This window comes from Halobacteriovorax marinus SJ, from assembly GCF_000210915.2.
In the GTDB taxonomy this organism is placed as follows: Bacteria; Bdellovibrionota; Bacteriovoracia; order Bacteriovoracales; family Bacteriovoracaceae; genus Halobacteriovorax; species Halobacteriovorax marinus.
The window spans coordinates 1,139,258-1,163,481 of record NC_016620.1 but is presented as its reverse complement, the minus strand read 5'-3'; the positions used below and the strand labels follow the sequence as shown (position 1 = coordinate 1,163,481).

Genomic DNA, 24,224 nt, shown 5'->3' with positions numbered 1-24,224 from the left:
CTAATTTAACCTTTCTTTCACAATAGAAATTGGAGTTAAAGAAACAACTGTTTTTAAATCTGGTCCATGAGCTCTACCCGTTAAGCAAACTCTCATTCCCATAAATAGTGGCTTCCCTTTTATCTTTAAATCTTTCTTTAAGTAATTCATCCACTCGCCAACTTGATCTTCAGTGATAAAATCTGAGCTTAAAGCATCAACTTGCGACTTTAAATATTCTTTTACTTGAGGAGTCGTTTCCCAAGAAATGGCTTCAGTGTATTGTTCATCTTCATCTGCTCCAGCATCAAAAAAGATAGGCATAAATTCTTTGATATCACTGAATAGTTGAACTTTCTCTTTCATCAGTCCTGCAAACTTCTCTTTCCACTGAGCAGTCATAGACGAGAACTCACTCTCACTTCCAAGTGCATGCTCAAACCCACTGGCAATCTCTTGATCACTCAACTTTCTTAACCACTGCTCATTGAAGTAATTTAATTTCTTAATATCATACATGGCCGATGACTTTGAAAATCTTGTGTAATCAAAAGCGTCACCTAGCTCTAAGACATCAAAGATATCTTTCTCTTCAGGGTGAGACCAACCTAGAAGTGTTAAGTAATTTGTAACCGCCTTAGGAAGGTAACCCATTTCTTTATATTGAGTTACCGAAGTTGCTCCATGTCTCTTAGAGAGTTTTTGTCTATCTTCACCAACAAGAAGAGAAACGTGAGCAAACTCAGGAGGAGTTGCACCAAGTGCTTCATAAATTTGTAACTGTCTACATGTATTATTTAAGTGCTCTTCTGCTCTAAAGACATGAGTCATTCCCATTTTATAGTCATCAACAACACAGCAGAAGTTATATACAGGCATCCCATTTGAACGAATAATAACAAAGTCACCCACCATATCTTCAGGGAAAGTCACCTCACCTCTTACAAGGTCAGTAAATGTCCACTTCTTACCAGGGTTCTTAAATCTAATAACGTGCTCTTCGCCAGATTCAATTCTCTCTTTTGCCTTCGCGAGATCATAATCTCTATACTTTCCGTGATAGGCATGAGGAGCAACCTTCTCTTCATTAGCTTTATTAGTTAATTCCTCTAGCTCGTCGCTCGTAAGAAAACATGGGTAGGCCAATCCTCTTTCAACGAAGTCCCAAGCGATGTCTTTATAAATCTGCATTCTTTCAGACTGTCTATAAGGGCCAAACTCTCCACCTTTATCAGGTCCTTCATCGTGCTCAATTCCTAACCATAGAAGATCTGCAATCTGAGCTTCTTCATACTCGCGCTTAGATCTTTCGAGGTCAGTATCCTCTACTCTAAGAATGTACTTACCACCTCTCGCCTTGGCGAAGAGATAGCTATAAAGCGCTGTACGAGCGCCACCAATATGTAGGTAACCAGTTGGGGATGGAGCAAAACGTACTCTTACTGTCATAAATTCTTCCTTTTAACTTATTCTATTTTTCTGCGTTGGCCTCATCTATCTTGGCCCAAGTATCTTTTAACGTAATAATTCGATTAAAGACTTTTAAATCATCAGTTGAGTCTTTATCGACAATAAAATACCCCTGTCTTTCAAATTGAAATCTTTCACCAACCTTAGCTGTACTCAAACTCTTTTCTACAAATGTCTTAACGACTTTGAGTGAGTCTGGATTAATGCTCTCAACAAATGACTTATCCTTATTACTCATAGGATTAGGTACAGTGAAGAGTCTGTCATAAAGTCTACATTCGATTTCTAAATTATCAGTGGCCGAAACCCAGTTAATAATTCCTTTAACCTTCTTCATTCCTTCTGGTGTAACACCACCAAAAGTATCTTTGTGATAAGTACAACGAAGTTCTATAATTTCACCGTTCTCATCTTTAATCACTTCATCACACGTAATAACATAAGCAAATTTTAGTCTTACCGACCCACCAGTTTTTAATCTAAAAAACTTTCTATTTGCTTCCTCTTTAAAGTCATCACGCTCAATGTAAATTTCTTTAGTGAAAGGAACTTTTCTATTTCCGTAACTCTCGTCTTGTGGATGGTAAGCACAGTCGATCTCTTGAACACCTTCGTCCCAATTTGTTATCACAACTTTCAGTGGATCAATGACACCGAAGACTCTCGCAGTAACAGGACCAAGAGTGTCTCTCACATTTGTTTCAAGAGTGGACATTGCAATCGTTCCATCTTTCTTAGTAACACCAATTTGCTCACAGAAGTTTCTCAAACTCTCCGGCATATAACCTCTTCTTCTCATTCCAGAGATCGTAGGCATTCGAGGATCGTCCCAACCAGAGACATGAGATTCATCAACCAATTGTTTTAAGTATCTCTTAGACATAATTGTATACTCAAGATTAAGACGAGAGAATTCAATTTGCTGAGGATGTGACTCAGTTCCAAGAGTTTCTAAAACCCAATCATAGAGAGGTCTTCTATCTTCAAACTCTAGAGTACAAATGGAGTGAGTGATATTTTCAATTGAGTCTTCAATACAGTGAGCGAAGTCATAAATTGGATAAATATTCCACTTATCACCAGTTTTTGGATGATGGGCCTTTTTAATTCTATAGATAATTGGATCTCTAAGATTAATATTTGGAGAACTCATATCAATCTTTAAGCGAAGAACCATCTTCCCTTGTTCGATCTCTCCATTCTTCATCTTTTCAAATAATTCTAAACTCTCTTTGGAGTCTCTATTTCTATAAGGGCTATCTTTACCAGGTTCAGTTAAAGTCCCTCGGTACTCTCTAGCCTCGTCGGGAGAGAGTTCACAAATATAGGCCTTATCCATATTAATTAATTTAACAGCGTACTCATACATCTTGTCGAAGTAGTCCGAGGCGTAGAAGAGATTCTCACCCCAATCATAACCAAGCCACTTCACGTCTTCTTGAATCGACTCAATATACTCAACATCTTCCTTCTCAGGATTTGTATCATCGAAGCGCAGGTGACACTGGGCCTCTACACCATTTTTATTATAAGACTTTGCTAATCCAAAATTTAAACAAATTGATTTTGCGTGACCAATATGGAGATATCCATTTGGTTCAGGTGGAAATCTTGTAATGACTCTTGGTCCATTCTTACCTGTCTCAAGGTCTTTTTCAATAATACTTCTAATGAAGTTTGTTTTGACCACTTCTTTAATTTCTTCGGCCATGGCACTCACCCTCTAATTAAAATTTATAAGTCCCGATTATAACGAAAAAAGCAAAGGGTGTCAGTTACCTTTTATAGGCAAAATAGGCAAAAAATTAAGATTTAATGGGACTTCTAGATATTTTGAAGTGAGAAAACAAATGGCTGATGATTCTGCGATTTAACAGGCTTTCCATCTACGAAGGCCGGAGAGAACTTCCACTGCATAGCAGTCTTCTTAGCGGCTTCATCCAATAATTTGTGACCAGAGCTCTTAAGAACGCTCACATCATATGGAAGACCTTTCTCATCTATAAGAATCTTAACAACAACACTCCCCTCAATACCGCGCTTAATGGCCATTCGAGGGTAACGAGGCTTTGGAGCATGCATGCTGGCCTTATTGATTTTCGTTTTCATTATGGCCGATTGGGCCTTTACAACTTCTTGCTCAATAATTGGCTCTTTCTTGGCCACAGGCTTCTTCGCCTTTTTAACTATTTTCTTCTTAGTCACAGGCTTTTTAACGACCCTCTTCTCAAGGTTTAACTTAAGCTTTGAGTCCATATTGTGAAGGGATATTTCAGATTGAATGATCAATGGATTTGGTTTTGATTGGAATAGAACTAGGGCATGAACCGCTAAAGCCAAGCAAAGACTTATTTGAAACGATTTATCTCTAGTTATACTAAACACTATTCCCTTCCTAATGATGCAGTGAGAAAGTTATATCTAATAAAAGATTGATTAACAATCTAAAAATTTTACACTCAATCCATATGTTTGACCAGTCGAACGAGGGAATTTCTCTTATTTTCGCCTAGCATTCGACATGGAAAAGTCTAGCGCTCTACGAAAATCAACAATTCGTCTACCGCCAAGTTTCTTGAGGTTGAAAGAAAAATTATTTAAGAATAAGTTATCCTCAGCAACCCATGAGCTTCTAATAAATTCCTCACCAGAGTTCATTTTAAACTCAATAACGTTATAGGTCGCATTAATTCCCTTGTAGTTACCCGCTCTTGAACTCTTTAAAAGTGCACTCTTGCAACCACTTAAGTGCTCACAAAAAATATTTGCATCACTCGCCTCAAGTGCTCTTTGCTGGTAAGTAGAAATCAATTTATTCAATGAGTACTTCTTAAGTAATGACTCGCTCACTCCGTAGTGAGGTGGACATTTTCGGTTATTTCTATTGTTGGCCCTTTCAGACTTAGTAAGCATAATCTCGATACTGTCATTTGGAACATCGACAACAGTAATATCAATTCTAGTCTTGATAAAGTAGCTACACTTCTTATCCCCTGAGATTTGTAAAATCTTAGGCTCTTCATAAGAAATGTAATTTCCAACCTTGATACTCTCATCAATGGGAACCTTCACCTCAACGAATTCCTCTAGGGTTTGATTCTTCTGCGGTCCACTTGGAATTGGAGCAATTTCATTTTCTTGCCCGCATCCCAATAGGAGCACGCTCATGAATAATAGATTGGTAATCTTCATCTCAGCTCTCTCTATGAAGGTTGTGATTAAAATTAACGCATCCTATCAGCTAGAAGTCTAAAATGTAAGAGGATCTAAACAAAAAAAGATTTATCAATATTTTCGGATAGTTATATTTGAAAAAGTTACACTACCCCAAGATTCTCAGGGTAGTGGTACAAGACTATTTTACTGAAACAAGCTCTACATCAAATAGAAGCGTAGAGTTTGGTGGAATTACTGGAGGAGAACCGGCTTCACCGTAAGCAAGCTTAGCAGGGATAAAAAGTTGCCACTTGGCCCCTTCGCTCATTAACTGTAGAGCTTCTGTCCAACCAGGAATGACTCCGTTAACTGGGAAATCGATAGTCTGTCCTCTTTGGTAAGAAGAATCAAAAACGCTACCGTTAATTAACTTACCTTCGTAATGTGCTTCAACAGTGTCAGTATTTGAAGGAGACTTTCCAGAACCTTCATTAATAACTCTGTACTGAAGACCACTCTCTAGAGTCTTAACTCCGTCTTCTTTAGCGTTTTTCGCTAGAAATGCTTCGCCTTCTTCAAGGTTGATCTTAGCTTCGGCCTGCATCTTCTCAGCTTGTTGCGCTTGCATATATTGTTGAAAACTTTGCATGATTTCTTGCATCTCAGGACCAGTGAGGTTTGAAGGCTCACCATTGAATGCACTTTTAAAAGAATCGAAGAATGCTTCAAGCTCTACAGTAATACCTTGTGCTTTGAAGTCACTTCCAATTTGTTGGCCTAGTACGTAACTGACCTTATTCCAATCTACGCTCATAATTTCTCCCTATAAAATAAAGGGGCATCATAGATTATGAGCGCTTCATTGTCTAATCGATGGTTTTGTTGAGGAATTCTTTAACTCTTCTCATATCCTCTGCAAAAGAAACTTCATTCTCTAGCACTTCAACTGCCCACTCTCTCTGCTCTTGTGTGGACTGGTCATCGGCCATAATTTCTTTTGCCTTATTTTCTTTAGCGATTCTCGCTTCACGCTTCTTGTCATAGTCAATGACCTTCTTACCCTCTTTAATAGGTTGATCATAAGACATACCACCAATCTGTCTAGCCGATGGAGTTTGTGGCATAAAGAGATAATCAACTCTCTTTACTCCTAACTTTTTATTTCGCTTCTTCTTGGTAAAGTTTTTTACGTAAGAGTTGAAGGCTGCTCTAGGAACATAGTGCTCAGGATCTTCACTTAGAGCATAACTAATTGTTCTAAGAGTATTTAATGTTCCCTCTGTTCCCGCGTGTCTTGAACCGTATCTTAGAGGATTAACAAGTGAGAGATTTTGAACATCAAAGATAGTTCTAAAAAAGTTTCTATGATCTCCCTTTATTCCAACCTCTCTAAGAGCGTCGTTAGAAGTTGTTGTACAGTTATAGCCTGGAGTGATCTCTAGGCCTTTCTCAGTTCTAACTTTATGATTTTCAACCTCTAAGTAATCTCTAACATATTTTAATTTATCTTTTGAAATTCCATAGATAAATAAAGTGTATGTTGGTCTATAGTTTTGTTGCCCTTGAATAAAGTGACCAAAGTAACTTATCAGGTCAGTATTCCCTGCAAGAACTTCTTTTGGACCTTCAAAGTAAAAGTTTGAAACTTCTCCTCTTATAGAAAGATCATCTTGTACAATTCCATTACCAACAGTGAAGTGTCCCCCTGCCGCACTTGGAGAATCTCCCTGTCTTCCACTTAAAGTGATAACAAGTACAGTCTCTCCAGGATAAATTTCCTTCTTTGTATTATAGATTGGCGCTCTAAATGGAACTGGTGATTGTGAATGAATATTCTTCGCCATTTCCTCAACTATAAACTCTCTAGGGTCGCTTTCAAATCCCTGTGGGATATCAAATTGAACTTGAGTATTAGCTGAAATTAAATCATCTAGAATAATAGCATTCATTTCAAAAACGCCATCAGTGTAACTTCCCTGAGCAATAATATTCTTCCCAAGAAATGAATCTTTCGATTTCTGATCAAAGCTTATTTTATAAATCTCTTTTGTTCTACCAAATTTAACTTTTTGATCGCCGATATAAAGAGAGCCGTCTGACTTCTTCTCCAACATTCCTACCAGCTCATCATCACCCGCAACAATTGTTGGTGCTTGCTTAGTTACAATTTTTGAATCAGTGATATCGCCTATAAATTCGAAGACATAATTTGGAGAATTCAAAACCTTAGAGTCTAATGTAAAAGCAAAATCCTTACTTATATCCACCACTCTTGATTTATCATGGCTCTTTAGATGTATTTCATCCCCAACTTTCTTTAGGGTTCCTCTAATACTACCTTGCTCAGCAAGAGCAAGAGGAATAAATAAAAAGCTCGAAGCCACTAGTGCTAATATAGTTCTCATAAAATCTCCAATATCTCTTAATAAGCAAAATGCGGGCCATACTTTATGCCCTAAGTATCTAATAATTGCTTATACTGACCGTATAAAAATTAGACAAATAAAAAGTTTTGACACTGTAATAAAGAGTTAATTATATGCACACTCATCACCACCACTCCAAATATTACACATATGCTTACATAAAATTTTTCCTGATGCTAAGAAGTAAATAAATTAAGAAGTTTGCCTTAAAGGAACCTTATTATGAAAGTTTTCGTATTCATTTTATCTCTCACATTCTTACCTCAAGTCTTTGCCTCAACGACTATACTAGAAGGTCGTGACAAAGGAGATTCTTGCTTTCTCATTATTGAAAATGCTTCCAAGTATACGACTAATATTGCAGTTAGTGAAAACCTCCGTGCTGAGATAAATCCAAATTACTCGTTCACAACACATCCATCGACTTATAGAGAAGGTGTTATCGAAGGTAGACTTTATACATCTAACCTCCCCTCTGAATCTCGAAACCTAAGAGGTTGGTTATTTGGTTCAAAGCCTAAGACATATATTTTAGTTGTTGATTTTGATGAAGAAGGAATCCCAGTTTCTTTTGTATTAAGTAGTAAAAAAGAAAATAGAGGAGAAAAGTCACTCCTTAACTGTCAAGGACTAGAGATCATCTAGAAATAGTTAAAAGGGTTATGATATAATCTAGAGGACTTTATTGTAGAACTCTGTAATCAAAGATAATTACAATGTACTTCCTCCAAGCACCCTTTAGACCTTTTTTCACATTAACTGCATTAGCAGCAATATTCATCCCCATGTATTTCGTGGGGATTCTTGTTAATGGCTACTATATAAACGAAGCCTACTTAAGCTCGAGCTTTTGGCATGCACACGAGATGATATTTGGATTCACAAGTGCACTCCTTAGTGGTTTTCTCTTAACGGCAGCTCCTAAGTGGCGTCAAGTGAAGCCCGTTAGCAGTGGTTGGACTTTACTTCTTGTTACTTCGTGGATTTTTGCTCGAGTGATTATGGTTTCTCAACCATCAGAGCTTTCGATCTACTTCTTCTGTGCTCTTCCACTTATTTTTCTAATCATAAAATTATTTTTAATTCTTGGAAGAACTCAAAATGCTTTCATAGCACTTCCTCTCTTATTGGCGCTACTTATAAGTGAACTACTATCTATCTATGGAGCCATTAATGAACATGAGCTTCTATTAGAAAGTGCTTACCATCTAATGGCATTCATTATTGCTGCTCTTCTAATTATATTCTCAGGAAGACTTATTCCCTTCTTCGTAAACTCTAAATTTCAAACTCAACTCATTCATCAAAATAAGAAGCTAGATTTAACAATTGTAGCAGTTTCATTTGCCATGCTAGTACTCACAATTTTAGGAGTAAAGTTTGCCACGACGACGCTCTCTTTTATCTGCTTTCTCCTTCTGTGTATTCGCTTTAAACTCTACTTTTCAAAGAAGATACTTAGAGTACCAATGCTGTGGATTCTCTTTCTTGGACATTTGTGGCTTATATTTTACTTTCTCTTAAATTCCCTTGCTCTTTATATGGAGAATTTAGCTGAGGCGAGGGCCGTTTTTCACGCTCTCTATGCAGGGGCTCTTGGAATATTTGCTATTGGAATGATGTCGAGAGTTTCACTAGGACACTCAGGTTTAGAAATGAAAGCAACTAAGCTTATCACCTTCTCATTTACTTCTATTCTTGTTGGTGCTTTTGTACGAGTTCTCCACCCTATATTTATGGGCGGTCTAGATGGAACGCTACTTCATATTTCAATGGGATTTTGGACGCTTTCTTTTATTCTCTATCTTATCTACTTCTTTCCAAAGTTTATAACTTTGAGAGATTAATACTCTCCGATTCAGCGTAGCACTCTTTTCTAAGAGCTGTTGGAAGAAATTTATCTAGAGCGTGAAATGAACCAATAATAATAACTATTCTTTGAAACTCTGCTTGGCATAGAACTTTGGCCATATGGGCCTCTCTTGCAGCACGAACTTTTGATATTTCAGGTGGCACTGGATATAGAGCTGTCTCAGCAGGTCTCTTTCTCTTATCCAAGTCTATTGCTAAGAGTTTAAGATCAAGAGATCTCGCTCTGGTAATTAATTTCATATAATTTTCGGTATTATATTGCCATCGCACTCTAAGATATTCATAGAGTTTAAACTCTGAGTTCTCGCGTTTTTGCAAAAAGTTATCAAGAAGAAATTGCTTATGGCTTTCGACCATTTCAAGCCCTAGGGTATCTCCACCTCTGCGCTTAAAGTCCTCTAGGGACTCTGAAAAGATATCTCGTGCTTGATCATTTATGTGCCTCTCCCCCGCTAATAGGATTCGAGTACGACTCTCTAAATAGAAAGAGCTTAAATCCTTAGCGATTGAGCTAAAGCTTATAAGCATAATAATGGCCAAAAAGTATCTTTTCATAGGCCCAATTATATAGAGTTTAGAAAAAAGAGATAGGGATTGTGTAAATTGAACAATGATAGTGTCTTATTAATATCACTATGTTAGAAGATGCCATGGCAAAGAAAAAATTAAAATCAGGTTTTCAATTAGATGGGATTGCTCCCAATATATTACTCAAGCACGTTGAAAATACGGCACCCTTTCTCTTTAAGGGAGAATTAGATACTTCTGGAAAAGAGAGGTCCTATTTAGAAAAGCTGAGATTTTATAAAAAGAATTTAAAGCAACTCTCAAATATAAATCTCACTGAGTACTTTCACATCTGCCTTGCGGCCCACTGGAGTACTGCGGGAACCTTTGTTCCAACAGATGTGGACAATCAAATTAGAGAAGGTCTTTGGCGACACAAGGACATAAAGAAGCATATCGAAAAAATGGCAAGACTCACTATTGAGTCTTGGAGTTGGGATTACTCTCAGGTTACCAATAGAAAGTCGTACAATAGAGTAAACGATCAAGTTATGAGTACACATGAAGGAACTTGGTTGAGCGTTGCCATTGGTGCTTTCTGTGCTCTAACAAAATATAAAGAAGAGAAGCTGGCCAAAGAAGTCGCAGAAGTCATATTGGCCGAGATAGAAAAAGAAGAAAAGCTCATGCTTCAACTTAGAGAAGATAGAGATCATATAAACTTCTTAAGAGCAGCTCCTCTTATGGCCCATAACTTTGGAGATCTCGACAGAGTGATGGTTCAATGGGAAATGAATATAGACGATCCATTTTGTAAGAAGATCTTTAAGCTAGGTCATGAACTCAATGATTCATACGACCCTATTCTCGTTTATACGGGGAAAGTGAATAAGGCCTTTAGCTCTAAAGAGAATCACAGGCATATGTCTATGAGACAACCTAAGTGTCTTAGAAAATCTTCAGACTTTCTCATCCCAGTTGGACCATTCATGGATCAGTGGGGAGAGACTCTTGGAAAGAGTCAAAAGCTAACTTTAGAAGAAAAGGCCGAGATTGCTTGTGCCTTCTTTGATGGATACAAGAGGCAGGATCAGGCCTTTGGCTATTGTAGAGCACATGGAGCCATGATTAGAGAATTAGAAAATGGTCTAGACGATCTAACTCCATTTATGGCCTTTGACCTGGTTCACGAATTAAAGAATTCAAAATTTAGTGAAATTGCTATGAGACCTCTTGAAGAATTTGAAGCTGAGTATATTAAAGCTCTCGATGAATTCCAGTGTCCGGTAACGGGAATTAAATTCTAATGACAGACCTTCCCTATATAAGTGACTTAAATCTCAAAATTGGTGGAGAGATTAAAGAGAGTGCTGAAGACTTTATTGTCGAAGAGATTCCACTCTACCTTCCCTCAGGAGAAGGACAACATATCTATCTCTTAATAAGAAAAAGAGAGCTCACAACTGCAGATATTGAAAGAGAGTTAACTTCAATATTTAACATATCAGATAAAGATATTGGTTATGCTGGATTAAAAGATAAGTTGGCCATAACAACTCAGTGGTTCTCACTTTCTTTAGGTGCGAACTATCCAATAGATGAAATTAAAAACCTAATCGAAGAAAGAATAGAAGGTGTTGAAGTTCTTGAACTTGGTAGACACAGCAATAAATTAAAAATTGGACACCTAAAAGGAAATAAATTTACACTAAAGATTTCCAATACAATTTCTTCCCCACTTAGTATCTCTAATAAAATTATCCAAGAGCTAAAACAGCAAGGTATTCCTAATTTCTATGGGAGTCAGCGCTTTGGTTCGAAAGGAGATAATGCCCTAATAGGAAAGGAAGTTCTTCTTGGGAAGAAGAAAGTTAAAAAGAGATGGCTGGGGAAAATGTATCTCTCGGCCTATCAATCAAAGCTCTTCAATGAATGGCTTAGTCACAGAGTTCAATCTGGAGACTTTTCTACAATCTTAGAGGGTGATTTACTTCAAAATATTGAAGGAGGTAGGACATTTCAAATTAATGACTTCAATCAAAGTGTAGAGGAGTTTAACAACTTCATTATATCTTACACTGGACCAATCTTTGGAAATAAGGCCCTTTCTCCTAGTGGAACACCACAAGAAATAGAAGAAGAAATTCTAAAAAGAGAGGAAGTATCATTAGAAGATTTTAAGAAATCTAGGTTACAAGGAACGAGAAGGATCGCAAGACTTCCTCTTCATGACTTAGAAATCATAGATTCAAGTGAAGATTCAATTCAACTCTCTTTTTCTCTACCTGCAGGAAGTTATGCCACTATTGTTGCTAGAGAGTTTATTAAGAATACTTAGAAATAATACTCTTTGAAGTGTGGTGGGCCATTGAAAAGCAGCCTTGCAAGAGATAACCACCTGTCGGAGCTTCCCAATCTAACATCTCACCTATGAGATAAATAGAATGAGTTCCGTGAACTTTAAAATCCTCATCAAGTCCATCAAAGATGACTCCTCCACCAGTGGAGATAGATTCATCAATTGGACGGGCTTCTCTTAAAGTAATAGGAAGACGTTTAATCTTATCTGCTAAGAGATTTTGATCTTGGCATTCTTCTTTAGATACAAGCTCTCTGATTAACTTAATTGAAAGCTTTGAGAGATTTAGACTCTTTCTAAGAAAATTACTAAGAGAGTTCTTTCCTCTAGGTTTAGAAAGCTTCTTTAGAACATCTTCTCTTGATAGAGAAGGTTTTAAATCCAAAAATATTTGCGCCTCCCCATTTTCGAGGAGATATTTTTGAATATTAGAGCTATGAGCATAGATCCCACCCCCTTCAATACCATAGGAAGTGAGCATTAATTCCCCACGTATGGATTGATTCGAAAACTCAATAGCGATATTCTTTAAGTAATCATCTTCAAAACCAGTTAAGAACTCCTTCGACCAATCTGTGCTAAATCCACAATTCATAGAGCGAAACTCTTTTACCTGGACTCCTAACTTTTCTATAAAATTAACCCAAAGTCCATCAGATCCTGTCTTCTTCCAACTTCCTCCACCAAGACAGAGAATAGTATCAGTGGTTTTAATATCTATACTTTTCTCATCAACATAAAAACTTAACTCTCCATCTTTAGTGATTGAAGTGAGTTTATGTTTTAAGTGTAGATGAAATTTTGGTGATGATTTTAATTTTTCAAGCCATAGAGAAAGTAATTGAGCGGCCTTAAGAGTTTTTGGAAACACTCGACCACTACTACCAATGAAGGTCTCAACCCCAAGACCTTTACACCATGCTCTTAAGTCCTCTGGAGAGAACTCGCTTATAAGTCTTGTAAAGACTGCTGTATTCTCACCATACTTTTCTACAAATTTTTCAAGATCTTCACTGTGAGTAAGGTTTAGCCCACCATTTCCGGCCACGAGAAACTTCTTCCCTACTCCACTTTTTTGATCGTAGAGGTGTACTTCAAAGCCATTCTCAAGTAATAAATAAGCGCAGTAGAGCCCACTTGGACCTGCTCCAACAATATGAACTTCTTTACTCATTGCTCTCTTCGCCTTCGGAAAACTCGATAAAAGAAAGAATCTCTCCAGCGTCCCAAGATTGAATATCACTCTTTAGAGAATCGAGTAGAGTCTCAAAGAGTGAGAGTTTTTCCTTTGCACTAGTTTCACTATTTAGGCCAATGACTGAATCTCTCCAATATTCAGATTGAATCAACCTTGCCCTAAGGGCCATAGAGAGAATATCAACCCACGAAGGTAGTGAGAATGTAAAGTTCAAGGCCAGAGAATCGTCATGAGCATGGGTCTTATGCCAATGTCCCTTTGGAACGAAGAGAAGACTCCCCTCGCTGAGTTCGTATTCCTCATCGTACTTAATTGAATCAGGAAAAGGAGAATCAATATAACTTGAGAGTTCAGGATCAGAAATTGTTCCTAGAGTATGTCTTGTAAGAGGGTTTCTTACACATTCATTTTCTTTTAGCCACCATGACTTTCGACCTTTTAATTGTAGGACTAAATTTATATTTTGATCAAAGTGAGTCGCTGTCCCCCCACCCTTAGGTGTAGCATAGACTAGGTTTCTAGACATCGTTGCTCTTGAAACACCAAAGTCTCCACATAAGCGGTTCAAGTCATCTTGCATTTTCTCATCAAAGAGATTGAGGTCATTAAAGAGAAGGCCCATCCCTTGATCATAGTAACTCATGGCCTCATGGGTAGAGACTTTCTTAGTACTCGCTTCATCTTTTAGATCAAGTAAGTGAACATCTACTTCCCCAGTCCAGTGGTCTAGAAAATTTGTCACCGATGAAAATTTAGGAAGATTCTTTAACTCATTAAAATATTCAGATGTACCATTGTATGAGTAAACTTCATTACTCATTACACTTTTCATTAATTTATTAATTTCTTCTTTTGGTAGAAGTCGACTTAAAAAGTGAAACACTAATTTCCTCTCTTAAATACTTCTAAATTAAGATCGACTTTACCACCAATCCAAATAGCATGATCGGTATGATCTTCTAGATCATTTCCAGTATCTGGGTGCATGAATATAATCAGCCCCTCTCTATTCTCTAATATCCAAGGCATCGCCTTTGGAAGTTCATCATTTTTAAAAAGTAGCTGGCAACTCCACATAGGATGTGGACCAACAAGCCTTTCGTGAATTCTTCCGATTGAAAATAGACCAAACTCTCTGGCCTTCTCTACAACCTGCTTGGCGACTTCTAAATTCTCTTCACTGTAATATAGGTGTGCATGGTATTCTTTAACATTCATAAACTCTTCTCTCGTTTTAAAAATTCTTCTAATAGATCAAGAAAGTGCTGCAAGTTCACAGAGTCTTTCTTTCTCGTATGGGTTACTGCCCAAATTGGTATCTCTTTTGCGAGATACGAGTCTAAGACGCTAAGAAGCTTACCACTATCAATATACTCTTTCACGTAGACATCGGGAAGTTTCACTAAACCAATACTATCTAGTGCGGCTTTTAGAAGCACTCTACCATTATCAGAGCGAATATTTCCACTGAGCTTTATCCTCTCTACTTTCTTTTTGATAATAAAGGACCAATAGTCACCTACTCCCATCAAGCAATTAAATTCCTTTAACTCCTTAGGGGATTTTGGTTCACCATTTAGTTTAACGTACTTCTTCGTGGCACAAATATACTCTCTTCTAAAGGATATTTTCCTAGCATAGAGATTTGAGTCAGCGAGATCTCCCACTCTAATGGCCACATCTACGTTTTCATCGAGTAAGTCTACGTTTCGAGTTGAAAATGAGATATCTACCTTTAGATCTGGATATTCTTTGGCCATTTTAAAGAGAACAGGAGCGATATAATCCTCTCCATATGCTCCGGCGAGGGAAACCTTGAATACACCCTTAGGCGTTGGAGATCTGTTGGCCAAGCTCTCACTGATTGATTCCAGAATATTCAACGGGCTTGAGCACTTTGCAAGTAACTCTTCTCCCAAATAGGAAAGTTTCACCTTTCTAGTAGATCTTATAAAGAGCTTCTCACCAAATTCCTCTTCTAAACTGGTGATTATTTTACTCACATAGGCCTTAGAGACTCCCATCTCTTTGGCAGCAAGGGAATAACTTTGATTCTTGGCCACTTTCTCAAAGACTGAAAGTGAAGATATAACTCGCATTGTTTCCATATGGAAACACTCTGTCACCATAGTAAACTAATGTCAACTAAGTGATAGTATAATTTAGTTGAATTTAATCACAGGAGAAAAATATGAAAGTTAAAGCAGCAGTAGCTTGGGGACCAAAGCAACCTCTCAGTATCGAAGAAGTTGATCTAGAAGGACCAAAAAAAGGTGAAGTTCTTATTAAAGTTATCGCCTCAGGTGTTTGTCACACTGACGCTTATACTCTCTCAGGAGAAGATCCAGAAGGATTATTCCCTGTGATTCTTGGACACGAAGGTGGCGGAATTGTCACAGAAGTTGGAGAAGGTGTGACAACTCTAGCTGTTGGTGATCACGTTATCCCACTTTACACACCAGAGTGTGGTGAGTGTAAATTCTGTACTTCAGGAAAAACAAACCTCTGCCAAAGAATTAGAGAGACTCAAGGGCGAGGACTTATGCCAGATGGAACAAGTCGTTTTTCTAAAGATGGAAAACCAATTTTTCATTACATGGGTACATCAACATTTGCAGAGTACACAGTCGTTCCAGAAATTGCCCTAGCAAAAATCGACAAGTCTGCACCTCTTGATAAGGTTTGTCTTCTCGGTTGTGGAGTCACGACGGGAATTGGCGCTGTATTAAATACTGCTAAAGTTGAAGAGGGAGCGACTATTGCTGTCTTTGGACTTGGTGGAATTGGACTCTCTGTTGTACAAGGTGCAAAAATGGCTAAAGCATCAAAGATTATCTGTATTGATATCAATGAAGATAAATTTGAGATGGCCAAGAAATTTGGTGCAACAGACTTTATTAATCCAAAGAAGTACGACAAACCGATTCAAGAAGTTATCGTAGAGCTCACAGAAGGTGGAGTTGATTACTCATTTGAATGTATTGGTAATGTTGACCTCATGAGGGCCGCTCTTGAGTGTTGTCACAAAGGATGGGGAGAATCAATTATTATCGGTGTTGCAGGAGCTGGTAAAGAAATTAGTACAAGACCATTCCAACTTGTAACAGGTCGAGTATGGAGAGGAACGGCTTTTGGTGGAGTTAAAGGTAGAACAGAGCTTCCAGGCTATGTTGATAAGTATATGAGTGGAGAAATTAACCTCGATGACTTAGTCACATTCAAGCTTCCACTAGAAGAAATAAATAAAGCCTTCGATCTTATGCACGAAGGAAAGAGTATTAGAACAGTAATTGATTTTGAATAAGTAGGAAACAAGCTATGATTGTAAACTTAAAGAAGAAACATAGAAGCTTTAAAGGATTTACTAAATTCTATAGTCATAATTCTGTTGTAACAGGAACTGAGATGAATTTCTCAACTTATGAGCCAGATAATAAAATTGAAAATGCTATTATTTGGCTCTCGGGCCTTACTTGTAATGAAGAAAACTTTATTACAAAGGCAGGAGTTCAGCCTCTTCTATCTGATACTAATACAATGATTATTTGCCCAGATACTTCCCCTAGAGGGCTTAATTTAGAGGGCGAACACGAGAGTTATGACTTTGGATCAGGTGCTGGCTTCTATTTAAATGCCACGACTCCAGGATATAAAGATCATTATAAAATGTATGATTATATCAGTGTTGAAATCGTTCAAATTTTAAAAGCTAGTTTTAATATAAAGAAGATTTCAATAATGGGTCACTCAATGGGTGGTCATGGAGCGCTAGTTCTTTCTCTGAATGAAAAAGAGTTATTCACAAGTGTTTCGGCCTTCTCACCTATTGTAAATCCAACAAAGTGCCCTTGGGGACAAAAGGCCTTCTCTGGCTATCTTGAAAACCCAGAGACTGAGGGAGGTAGATATGATGCCACTCTTCTCGTAAAAAGTGGTCACAATCGATCGGATACAATTCTTATTGATCAGGGTCTTGATGACGAATTCCTAGAGAAAGAACTCTTATCCGACAATTTCATTCAGGCATGTGATAAAGTTGATCAATCTTTAAAGTTAAACTTTAGAAAAGATTTTGATCATAGCTACTACTTTATCGCAAGTTTTCTACCTGATCACATTAATCATCACCTTAGTCTCTTGAATAAATAACGAATGGTGCTCTTAAAAAGAGCACCATTGCATAAAATATGTTAATATTTTCCAGAATTTACCGACAGGAAAATTGTGGAAGTCGTTTTAAATAATACATTACTTATTGGATCAATATTATTACTGCTAAGTGTAGTGATGAGTAAATCTTTAAGTAAATTTGGACTTCCAATTCTAGTTCTCTTCCTTTTTGTAGGAATGATCTCAGGTAGTGAGGGTATTGGAGGAATTGATTACGAGAATTATGAGCTCACCCACTCCCTCTCTCTCGTGGCCATCTGTCTTATTATCTTTACAGGTGGACTCTTAACAAAAATTTCAGATATTAGGCCAGTTATGAAGTCTGGAGTCGTACTCTCGACTCTTGGAATTCTCTTAACCACAGGTATGATCGGTGTCTTTTGTCACTATCTCTTCCACATTAATCTCTTCGAGTCCTTTCTTATTGGTGCGATTCTCTCTTCCACAGATGCCGCGGCCGTATTTACAGTTCTAAGAGATAGAAATGCTCAGGTTCCAAAAAGAGTAAAGTCACTTCTAGAACTTGAATCGGGAAGTAACGATCCTATGGCCTACCTACTCGTTACAATCTTTCTTGGTCTCTACCAGGCAGATATCGAAACCAGCCAGATGAACTCACTCATCTCTTTTATTGTAAATCCACTCTTTGGTATTATTGGAGGCTATGCCTTCTTTAAAATATTCAAATTGATTAATGATAAAGTTGAACTCGACTTTCAAGGTCTCTACCCTGCCCTTGCCCTTGGTTTTCTCTTTTTAAATTACTCACTCGTCACTTCCTTTCATGGAAACGGCTTCCTCGCTGTTTACATCTTTGGACTAAAAGTTGGTAATGAGAGAATCATCCACAAGCAAATACTTACTTCATTCTTTGATGGAATTTCGTGGCTCTTTCAAATTGGTCTCTTCATTCTTTTAGGATTACTAGTCTTCCCTTCAAGACTCTTAGAGATCGCTTCCAGTGGGGCCATGCTCGCAGTATTTAGTATTATTATTGCCAGACCGGCCATTGTATTTATTTGTTTAATGTTCTCTCGTTTTGACTATAGAGAAAAGCTCCTCATTTCATGGGCGGGACTAAAAGGAGCGACTCCTATTGTCTTCGCCAGTTTAGTGGCAATGAATGTTGGAAAAGAAGCGAACTTCATTTTTGACTTAGTCTTCTTTACGGTCATTATCTCTGCTCTAGTTCAAGGCTCCACAGTAAAGCTACTTGCTAAGAAGTTAAACCTACTTATTGAGTCTATTATTGACCCTGACTTTCCTATTGATCTAGAAGTTATAGAGAAAACAAAGAATGGTATTAGAGAGTTTATGATTGAGGACACAGACTTTGCTGTAGAAAAGCGTGTTGTGGACCTGGGACTCCCTAAGGGGACGGTCATACTTTTTATAAAAAGAAGTGGTGGATTCATCATTCCGGATGGCTCAACATCATTTAAAGCAAAAGATAAGATTCTCATGGTGACGTCTGAAAAGGATGAGCTAGAAAGCTCTATGACTCACTTTAAATTCGACAAAACTGCTCCAGAAAGTATTGAAATTACTGCAAGTTAGTCTTCCTTAAGAAATACATAATTTCCTCCACAAATATTAAAACTTTGTTCAAGTTGTGACGATAAAATTTAGTACAGATATTTTCAACTAGGAATTCAATGTGAAAAAACTCTCTTTAAAGAATAAACTCATTCTAAGCTTCTTAATTGCAGGACTTGTTCCAGCAACAATTATCGGAGTTTTATCATTTAAGAACTCATCTAAGAGTCTTGAAGTGGAAATTAAAGAGAAGTTAGTGGCAATTAGAGAGTCAAAGTCATTTCAAGTTGAAGATATGATTACCATTATGAAGACTCAAGTTAAAGATCTAGCTGAAAGTGGACTCACAACTGGTGCCTACATCAACTTAAAAGAGGGATACAATCTCTACTCACAAGAAGTCTATGATGCTGACGCCTACCAAGCGAAGTTGGATCTAGAGTCTTACTACACCAAAGGTTTTATAAAAGATTTTAATGCCAAGAATACTTATCAATTAGATGCAAAGAAAATATCTGGTACTCTATCTGATAACTCTCTTCTTCTACAAAGAGACTTTGTTCTTAGAAACTCTCACCCTATTGGAGAGAAATATAAGCAAATGTCCGCTGGAGAATCAAGCTATTCAAAGGCCCATAGTAAGTTTCACGCTGACTTCTTAAAGTATTCTAAGAATTATAATTACTACGATATTTTCATTGTAGATGCCGAGACGAATACAATTATTTACTCAACATATAAGGAAGGTGATTTTGCAGCAAATCTTAGTAATGAGTTATACAAGAACTCACCTATCTCTAAGGCGTACTTTGCTTCACTAAAAAACCATGACAAGGCCATTATTACAGATATTCAAAAATACTGGCCAAGCTTTAATGCTCCAGCACAATTTGTTGCTCACAGTATAAAGCTAGATGGTCAAATTGTTGGTTCACTCATTTTCCAAGTTCCAGTTGATAAGTACAACACTATCACGACAGGAAATTTCAACTGGAAAAACCATGGACTAGGAATGACTGGTGAAAATGTTATCCTAGGAAGTGACTTAGTCGAGAGATCAATCTCAAGAAGTCTACACGAAGATAAGTTAGGCTTTTCTAAAAAACTTGCATCAATTAACTACAATAAAGATGACCTTCAATTTATTGAAACTCAGGGAACAACTGCCCTTGCCTACAAGATGGGAAGTGAGAATATTTCTAACGCAGTAAAAGCAGCAACGCCAGCAGTACTATATTACACTGATATGTTTAATAAAGAGCAAATCGCAGCAGTTCAAAAAATTAATGTTGATGAACTCTCTTGGTTTGTTATTAGTAAAATATCAAAAGAAGAGGCCTATGAATCAGTGGTCTTACTTAGAAATTTAATGCTAACAATTGTAGGTGTATCAGCTGTTGTCATTATTTTATTTTCACTCACTCTCTCAACTACTCTTGCTAATAAGATTACAGCAATTGGAGTTAAACTCAAAGATGGCGCATCAAATGTACTTGGAAGTAGTACTAGTATTGCAGAAGGTTCTACAGAACTTTCAACAACTACAGATCAACTGGCAGCAAGTGTTCAAGAAACCTCATCTTCTATCAGTGAAATCTCTGCTATGGTGACAAGAAGTTCTGAATCTGCACAAAAGGCCTCTAAGCTTAGTCAAGAAAGTAGAGAAAAAGCAAACCAAGGAAAGATGTCTGTAGCAGAAGTGAAGAGAATCATTGAGCTCATTCACCAAAGTAACGAAGATGTCGTTAAAGGTGTTGATACTAATAATGAAAAGATTGAAGATATTAATAAAGTGATTCAAGAGATTGCAGATAAGACGAAAGTTATTAACGACATCGTTTTTCAAACAAAACTCCTCTCTTTCAATGCCTCAGTAGAAGCGGCAAGAGCTGGTGAACAAGGGAAAGGATTTGCAGTTGTCGCAGAAGAAGTAGGTAACCTCGCTTCAATGTCTGGTAAAGCTGCAGCTGATATCGGTCTCCTACTAGAAGATAGTACTCAAAAAGTAAGCCATATTGTTCAAAGCTCTAAAGAGCAAATGGAGAGAATCCTCGTTTCTGCAAAGAAGAATGTAGAGGATGGGATCGAAAAATCTAGTGAGTGTGAGTCAATCCTAGATGAAGTACTCAATAGCTTTGAAGTTGTTGATCAATCCGTTACAGAAATTGCACGCTCTTCTGGAGAGCAGGCTCAAGGTGTTCATGAAATCACTCAAGCGATTCAAGAAATTGATACGGCTACACAGCAGAACTCTGAAGTGGCAGGACAATCATCAGTAAGGGCCGAAGAGCTTAGAGCTCAGTCAGATATCCTATCTAATATTGTACTAGATATGGAAGAGATTGTTCATGGTACTAGAGATACAAAAATCATCGATAAGAGAAAAGAAAAGTCTAGACCTTCTAAGAGAGAAGAAAAGAAGAAACCAGACTTAAAGCTTCTTAAAAAGAGTGTAGACACTTCTTCAAGAAAAGTAGAAAAAGTAGAAGAGAGAAAAGTCGTTGAAAGAAAGGAAGAGAATATTGCACCAATTTCAAAGAGTGCTCCAAAAGAATCAACTTCTAACACTGCTTTAATCAACGGTATCCCTTCTGCTGATGATGATAGATTTGAAGATATTATCTAGAAAATAGATTTTTCTGTATAATTGGTAAATAGCTCTAGGGCCTTAGTCCCTATGAGCGAATTACCTGATAGATTAAGCTCAGGAGACCAAACCGCAACGGAGAACTCTCCTGGAAGAACCGCTACTATTCCACCGCCAACACCACTCTTCGCTGGTAGACCAACCCTGTAAGCAAAATCCCCAACGTTGTCATAGAGTCCACAAGTGAGCATTAAAGAGTTAACCCTCTTCGCCTTTAAACTTGTCACTACTCTCTTCCCAGTCGCAGGATTGACTCCTCCATTGGCCAAGAAAAGAAAGGCCTTAGCTAGGTCAACAGTGTTCATCGCAATAGAGCAGTGATGAAAGTATACATCTAAGAGTTGAATTGGGTCCGACTCAATATTTCCAAAACTCTTCATAAAGTATGCAAGAGCTGAGTTTCTCTCACTATGCTGAAACTCAGATAGTGCTACATTCTTATCAAATTCAATACTCTCATTTTGGCTCAAGTCTCTGACAAAGTTTAAGATTTCATCATAAGCATTGGTAAATCTTTGAATGATGGCATCTGTTGTGACTAGAGCTCCAGCGTTAATAAAAGGGTTTCTAGGAATACCTTGCTCCGTCTCTAATTGAACGAGCGAATTGAATGCAGAGCCAGAGGGCTCCTTACCGACTCTCTCCCACAACTCATCTTGTAGGACATTCATTGCCATAGTGAGTACAAAGACCTTGGAAATACTTTGAATTGAGAAAAGCTTATCACTACTTCCGCACGAGTAAATACGCCCATCAACCGTAGCGACAGTCATAGCAAATTGCTTAGGGTCTATTTTTGCCAACTCTGGTATATAATTAGCGACTTCACCCATACCAAAGTACTGCTGAATATTCTTCTCTACTCTATCCAAGATATCTTGCACATTTAACTCCTGAAGCATTCATACATTATCTGAAAAGCTTTCTTAATATCATTGTTTTTTTTTCATGGGCTTAATTAAGTATTAACGAAGTCAATTATAAATGCTTATATACCAAAAAAAGGAAATTATATGAAGGCCATAATCTTAATTGCTACAATCTTTATTGGATTTAATACATTTGCCGCCTCGACAATTGTTCATCCATTCAAGACTGAATTCTACTCTAATAGTGGTGATCTTAACTTTAGCGCTACTCTCCAACAGGCATGTCGCTATGAAGTTCCAAACTGGAGTGACTCAGCTGAATATAAGACAAATTATAAGAAATATGACCTTCCTATTAAGAATAAAAAGCTAAGTAATGGTCTTACAAGGCATACGCTAGAACTTAAAAATACTAAGTACCTAGAGGTTAAAGGACTATTTAAGCCAACTAAAGAGTGTATGAGTGAGATAGTTTTTGAGATTAAAGACGCTAAGTATAGCGTGGGTTGGGCCAACCAATTTAAGAGGGCCATCTCATTTAAGATCTGGGATCTTGGTAATTTTAGAGGTGGAGATACTAGCTTTAATATTAGTAAGTTTGAGAGACAAGTTGAAAATATTGTCTTTAGCTTCAAATACTACCCATATCCTTCGCAAGTGACGATCTTCCTAATGGCCGATGGAGAGAAGATTTCAAACCTACTCTCTACAAGCGCTGCGATTAATTCAAAAACTCAGATGCCTTATCGTCTCAAGAGATAAGCTACTGAAATAACGGATGGCCGTCTAGAATCTTGACGGCCTCTAAAATACTTTCAAAGAAAATCACCTCTATCAAATCCTCTGCTAATATGAATAAAAACTAAAAACCAGAGGACGACTATGAATATCAAAAAAGCACTGATTCTTGCTTCTATCTTTATGACTTCAACATCAATCTATGCTTTCGAATTAACTCCAGAGAAATTTATTAGTTGTTATAAGAAAGCTGTAAATGAAAGAATTCAAGAAATTAAAGAAGAGAATCCTGAAGCTGAGTTATGTGATCAAATGAGCTCGACAGAAGTCAGACTACTAGACTCACTATATCTAGATGAATTTATTCTAGATGGAGAATATGTAAGATTTAGAACTAGTGACATATTAAATGCTAGTGTTCAAACCCATTACGACCTCATTAAAAGAGAAAAGCAAAAATATAATATTTCATGTTATGAGAGTAGATTTCACCTTCTAAGAAGAACAGATCTAGACTTAATTGAAGAGGCCCTCGAAAAAATGTTTAATACTAAGCTTGGATTTAGAGGATGGTCTAAGGATGTTAAAGAACTAGACTATTCATATTGCATGTAGAACTGGCCCTTATCATTTTTCAGCTATAGAATTCCTCAAAAGGAGTTTTATATGCTGAAAATCTATGGTTTCAATTCCCAAAATAATAAGAAAGTTGTCTACCTGGCCAAAGAACTAGGTCTAGACTTTGAATTCGTTAAAGTCGATTTAATGAAGAGAGAAAATCGTAGCCCAGAGTTCCTAAAGATGAACCCTGTTGGAAAGGTTCCTGTTCTAGAGCACGATGGAAAGTATCTCTTTGAATCAGGCGCAATATGTAGATATATCGCAACACTCGTTGATACACCCCTTGCCCCAAAAGAAAAATTTGAATATGCCCAAGTCGATCAGTGGATGGAATTTTTCACGAACCACCTCGGAAGATGGCTTAATACACTCTTCTTTGAAAAGATCCTCAGACCATTTCTTGGTATTGGTAGCCCTGTTAAAGAAACTTGCGAAGAAGCAGAGAAGTTTATTTCACAGCAAATGAAAGTCCTAGAAGGAGAGCTTTCAAAGAGAGAGTTTATAGCTTCCAATGAATTGAGTATAGCCGATATTTACGCCTACGCTTATATTGAACAAACGATTGCTCTTGAAATGGATCTTAGCGAATTCCCAAATACTCTAAAATGGAGAGATATGATCTCAAAGAGAGAGTCTATCGTTGAATGTCAAAAGTACTTTAATTAGGAAGTGTGCC

23 protein-coding genes are annotated in these 24,224 nt (G+C 37.4%); 11 read left to right on the top strand and 12 right to left on the bottom strand.

The genetic code is table 11. From position 1 onward, the window contains the following. The 6 genes from gltX to BMS_RS05745 form a co-directional block, all read right to left on the bottom strand. Complete coding sequence (gene gltX / locus BMS_RS05770) at nt 1-1,428, bottom strand: glutamate--tRNA ligase (protein ID WP_014243862.1); 1,428 nt, start codon at nt 1,426-1,428, stop codon at nt 1-3. 22 nt (nt 1,429-1,450) lie between these two features. Further along, on the bottom strand, nt 1,451-3,160 hold the full coding sequence (locus BMS_RS05765; protein ID WP_044557337.1) for a glutamine--tRNA ligase/YqeY domain fusion protein: 1,710 nt from the start codon (nt 3,158-3,160) through the stop codon (nt 1,451-1,453). Between the two features lie 113 nt (nt 3,161-3,273). Further along, nucleotides 3,274-3,834, bottom strand: a complete 561-nt coding sequence (locus BMS_RS16785; RefSeq protein WP_014243860.1) for an energy transducer TonB — start codon at nt 3,832-3,834, stop codon at nt 3,274-3,276. A gap of 114 nt (nt 3,835-3,948) precedes the next feature. Next, nucleotides 3,949-4,641, bottom strand: a complete 693-nt coding sequence (locus BMS_RS05755) for a hypothetical protein (RefSeq protein ID WP_014243859.1) — start codon at nt 4,639-4,641, stop codon at nt 3,949-3,951. Nucleotides 4,642-4,804: 163 nt separating this feature from the next. Further along, nucleotides 4,805-5,419, bottom strand: coding sequence for an FKBP-type peptidyl-prolyl cis-trans isomerase (locus tag BMS_RS17905; RefSeq protein ID WP_014243858.1), 615 nt, complete (start codon nt 5,417-5,419; stop codon nt 4,805-4,807). Between the two features lie 52 nt (nt 5,420-5,471). After that, on the bottom strand, nt 5,472-7,010 hold the full coding sequence (locus BMS_RS05745) for a hypothetical protein (RefSeq protein WP_014243857.1): 1,539 nt from the start codon (nt 7,008-7,010) through the stop codon (nt 5,472-5,474). 243 nt (nt 7,011-7,253) lie between these two features. Here BMS_RS05745 and BMS_RS05740 point away from each other — a divergent pair, with 243 nt between their 5' ends. Beyond that, nucleotides 7,254-7,676 carry a hypothetical protein gene (locus BMS_RS05740; protein ID WP_014243856.1) on the top strand — a complete coding sequence of 141 codons (423 nt, stop codon included), beginning with the start codon at nt 7,254-7,256 and terminating at the stop codon, nt 7,674-7,676. Between the two features lie 71 nt (nt 7,677-7,747). Beyond that, a complete protein-coding gene (locus BMS_RS05735) occupies nt 7,748-8,878 on the top strand; it encodes an NnrS family protein (protein ID WP_044557335.1) in 1,131 nt (376 codons plus the stop codon). On the opposite strand, the gene BMS_RS05730 is transcribed toward BMS_RS05735, so the two are convergent. Continuing rightward, a complete protein-coding gene (locus BMS_RS05730; protein WP_014243854.1) occupies nt 8,859-9,458 on the bottom strand; it encodes a ChaN family lipoprotein in 600 nt (199 codons plus the stop codon). The genes BMS_RS05735 and BMS_RS05730 overlap by 20 nt on opposite strands. Before the next feature lie 95 nt (nt 9,459-9,553). Between BMS_RS05730 and BMS_RS05725 the strand changes: the two genes are divergently transcribed. Further along, on the top strand, nt 9,554-10,717 hold the full coding sequence (locus BMS_RS05725) for a hypothetical protein (RefSeq protein WP_157868247.1): 1,164 nt from the start codon (nt 9,554-9,556) through the stop codon (nt 10,715-10,717). After that, on the top strand, nt 10,717-11,748 hold the full coding sequence (gene truD / locus BMS_RS05720) for a tRNA pseudouridine(13) synthase TruD (protein ID WP_014243852.1): 1,032 nt from the start codon (nt 10,717-10,719) through the stop codon (nt 11,746-11,748). The genes BMS_RS05725 and truD overlap by 1 nt, the downstream gene beginning before the upstream one ends. Here truD and BMS_RS05715 read toward each other — a convergent pair. From BMS_RS05715 to BMS_RS05700, 4 genes are read right to left on the bottom strand one after another with little or no spacing between them, the layout of a single operon-like run. Further along, a complete protein-coding gene (locus BMS_RS05715; RefSeq protein ID WP_014243851.1) occupies nt 11,735-12,943 on the bottom strand; it encodes a BaiN/RdsA family NAD(P)/FAD-dependent oxidoreductase in 1,209 nt (402 codons plus the stop codon). The genes truD and BMS_RS05715 overlap by 14 nt on opposite strands. Then, on the bottom strand, nt 12,936-13,850 hold the full coding sequence (locus BMS_RS05710) for a JmjC domain-containing protein (protein ID WP_014243850.1): 915 nt from the start codon (nt 13,848-13,850) through the stop codon (nt 12,936-12,938). The genes BMS_RS05715 and BMS_RS05710 overlap by 8 nt, the downstream gene beginning before the upstream one ends. After that, entirely contained in the window at nt 13,850-14,185 is a 336-nt protein-coding gene (locus BMS_RS05705; protein WP_014243849.1) for a DOPA 4,5-dioxygenase family protein, read from the bottom strand. The genes BMS_RS05710 and BMS_RS05705 overlap by 1 nt, the downstream gene beginning before the upstream one ends. Beyond that, entirely contained in the window at nt 14,182-15,075 is an 894-nt protein-coding gene (locus BMS_RS05700) for a LysR substrate-binding domain-containing protein (protein WP_044557333.1), read from the bottom strand. Before BMS_RS05700 ends, BMS_RS05705 begins: the two co-directional genes overlap by 4 nt. An 83-nt stretch (nt 15,076-15,158) precedes the next feature. Between BMS_RS05700 and BMS_RS05695 the strand changes: the two genes are divergently transcribed. The 4 genes from BMS_RS05695 to BMS_RS05680 all read left to right on the top strand — a co-directional run bounded on the left by BMS_RS05695 (nt 15,159) and on the right by BMS_RS05680 (nt 21,299). After that, a complete protein-coding gene (locus BMS_RS05695) occupies nt 15,159-16,271 on the top strand; it encodes an S-(hydroxymethyl)glutathione dehydrogenase/class III alcohol dehydrogenase (protein ID WP_014243847.1) in 1,113 nt (370 codons plus the stop codon). Between the two features lie 14 nt (nt 16,272-16,285). Further along, nucleotides 16,286-17,116: an S-formylglutathione hydrolase gene (fghA, locus tag BMS_RS05690; RefSeq protein ID WP_014243846.1), complete on the top strand. Its 831-nt coding sequence runs from the start codon at nt 16,286-16,288 to the stop codon at nt 17,114-17,116. Nucleotides 17,117-17,191: 75 nt separating this feature from the next. After that, nucleotides 17,192-18,694: a potassium/proton antiporter gene (locus BMS_RS05685; protein WP_044557332.1), complete on the top strand. Its 1,503-nt coding sequence runs from the start codon at nt 17,192-17,194 to the stop codon at nt 18,692-18,694. 100 nt (nt 18,695-18,794) lie between these two features. Continuing rightward, complete coding sequence (locus BMS_RS05680; protein ID WP_014243844.1) at nt 18,795-21,299, top strand: methyl-accepting chemotaxis protein; 2,505 nt, start codon at nt 18,795-18,797, stop codon at nt 21,297-21,299. Here the strand turns inward: BMS_RS05680 and BMS_RS05675 are convergent. After that, nucleotides 21,296-22,222 (bottom strand): glutaminase, encoded by a 927-nt coding sequence (locus BMS_RS05675; RefSeq protein WP_014243843.1) that lies wholly within the window; start codon nt 22,220-22,222, stop codon nt 21,296-21,298. The two genes, BMS_RS05680 and BMS_RS05675, sit on opposite strands and share 4 nt — an antisense overlap. Nucleotides 22,223-22,333: 111 nt before the next feature. On the opposite strand from BMS_RS05675, the gene BMS_RS05670 reads away from it, so the two are divergent. The 3 genes from BMS_RS05670 to BMS_RS05660 all read left to right on the top strand — a co-directional run bounded on the left by BMS_RS05670 (nt 22,334) and on the right by BMS_RS05660 (nt 24,214). After that, nucleotides 22,334-22,951: a hypothetical protein gene (locus BMS_RS05670; RefSeq protein ID WP_014243842.1), complete on the top strand. Its 618-nt coding sequence runs from the start codon at nt 22,334-22,336 to the stop codon at nt 22,949-22,951. A 120-nt stretch (nt 22,952-23,071) separates the two neighbouring features. Next, the gene (locus BMS_RS05665) at nt 23,072-23,542 is read left to right on the top strand and encodes a hypothetical protein (RefSeq protein ID WP_014243841.1); all 471 of its coding nucleotides are present in this window, start codon (nt 23,072-23,074) and stop codon (nt 23,540-23,542) included. 51 nt (nt 23,543-23,593) lie between these two features. Next, nucleotides 23,594-24,214: a glutathione S-transferase family protein gene (locus BMS_RS05660; protein ID WP_014243840.1), complete on the top strand. Its 621-nt coding sequence runs from the start codon at nt 23,594-23,596 to the stop codon at nt 24,212-24,214. Nucleotides 24,215-24,224: the final 10 nt, after the last annotated feature.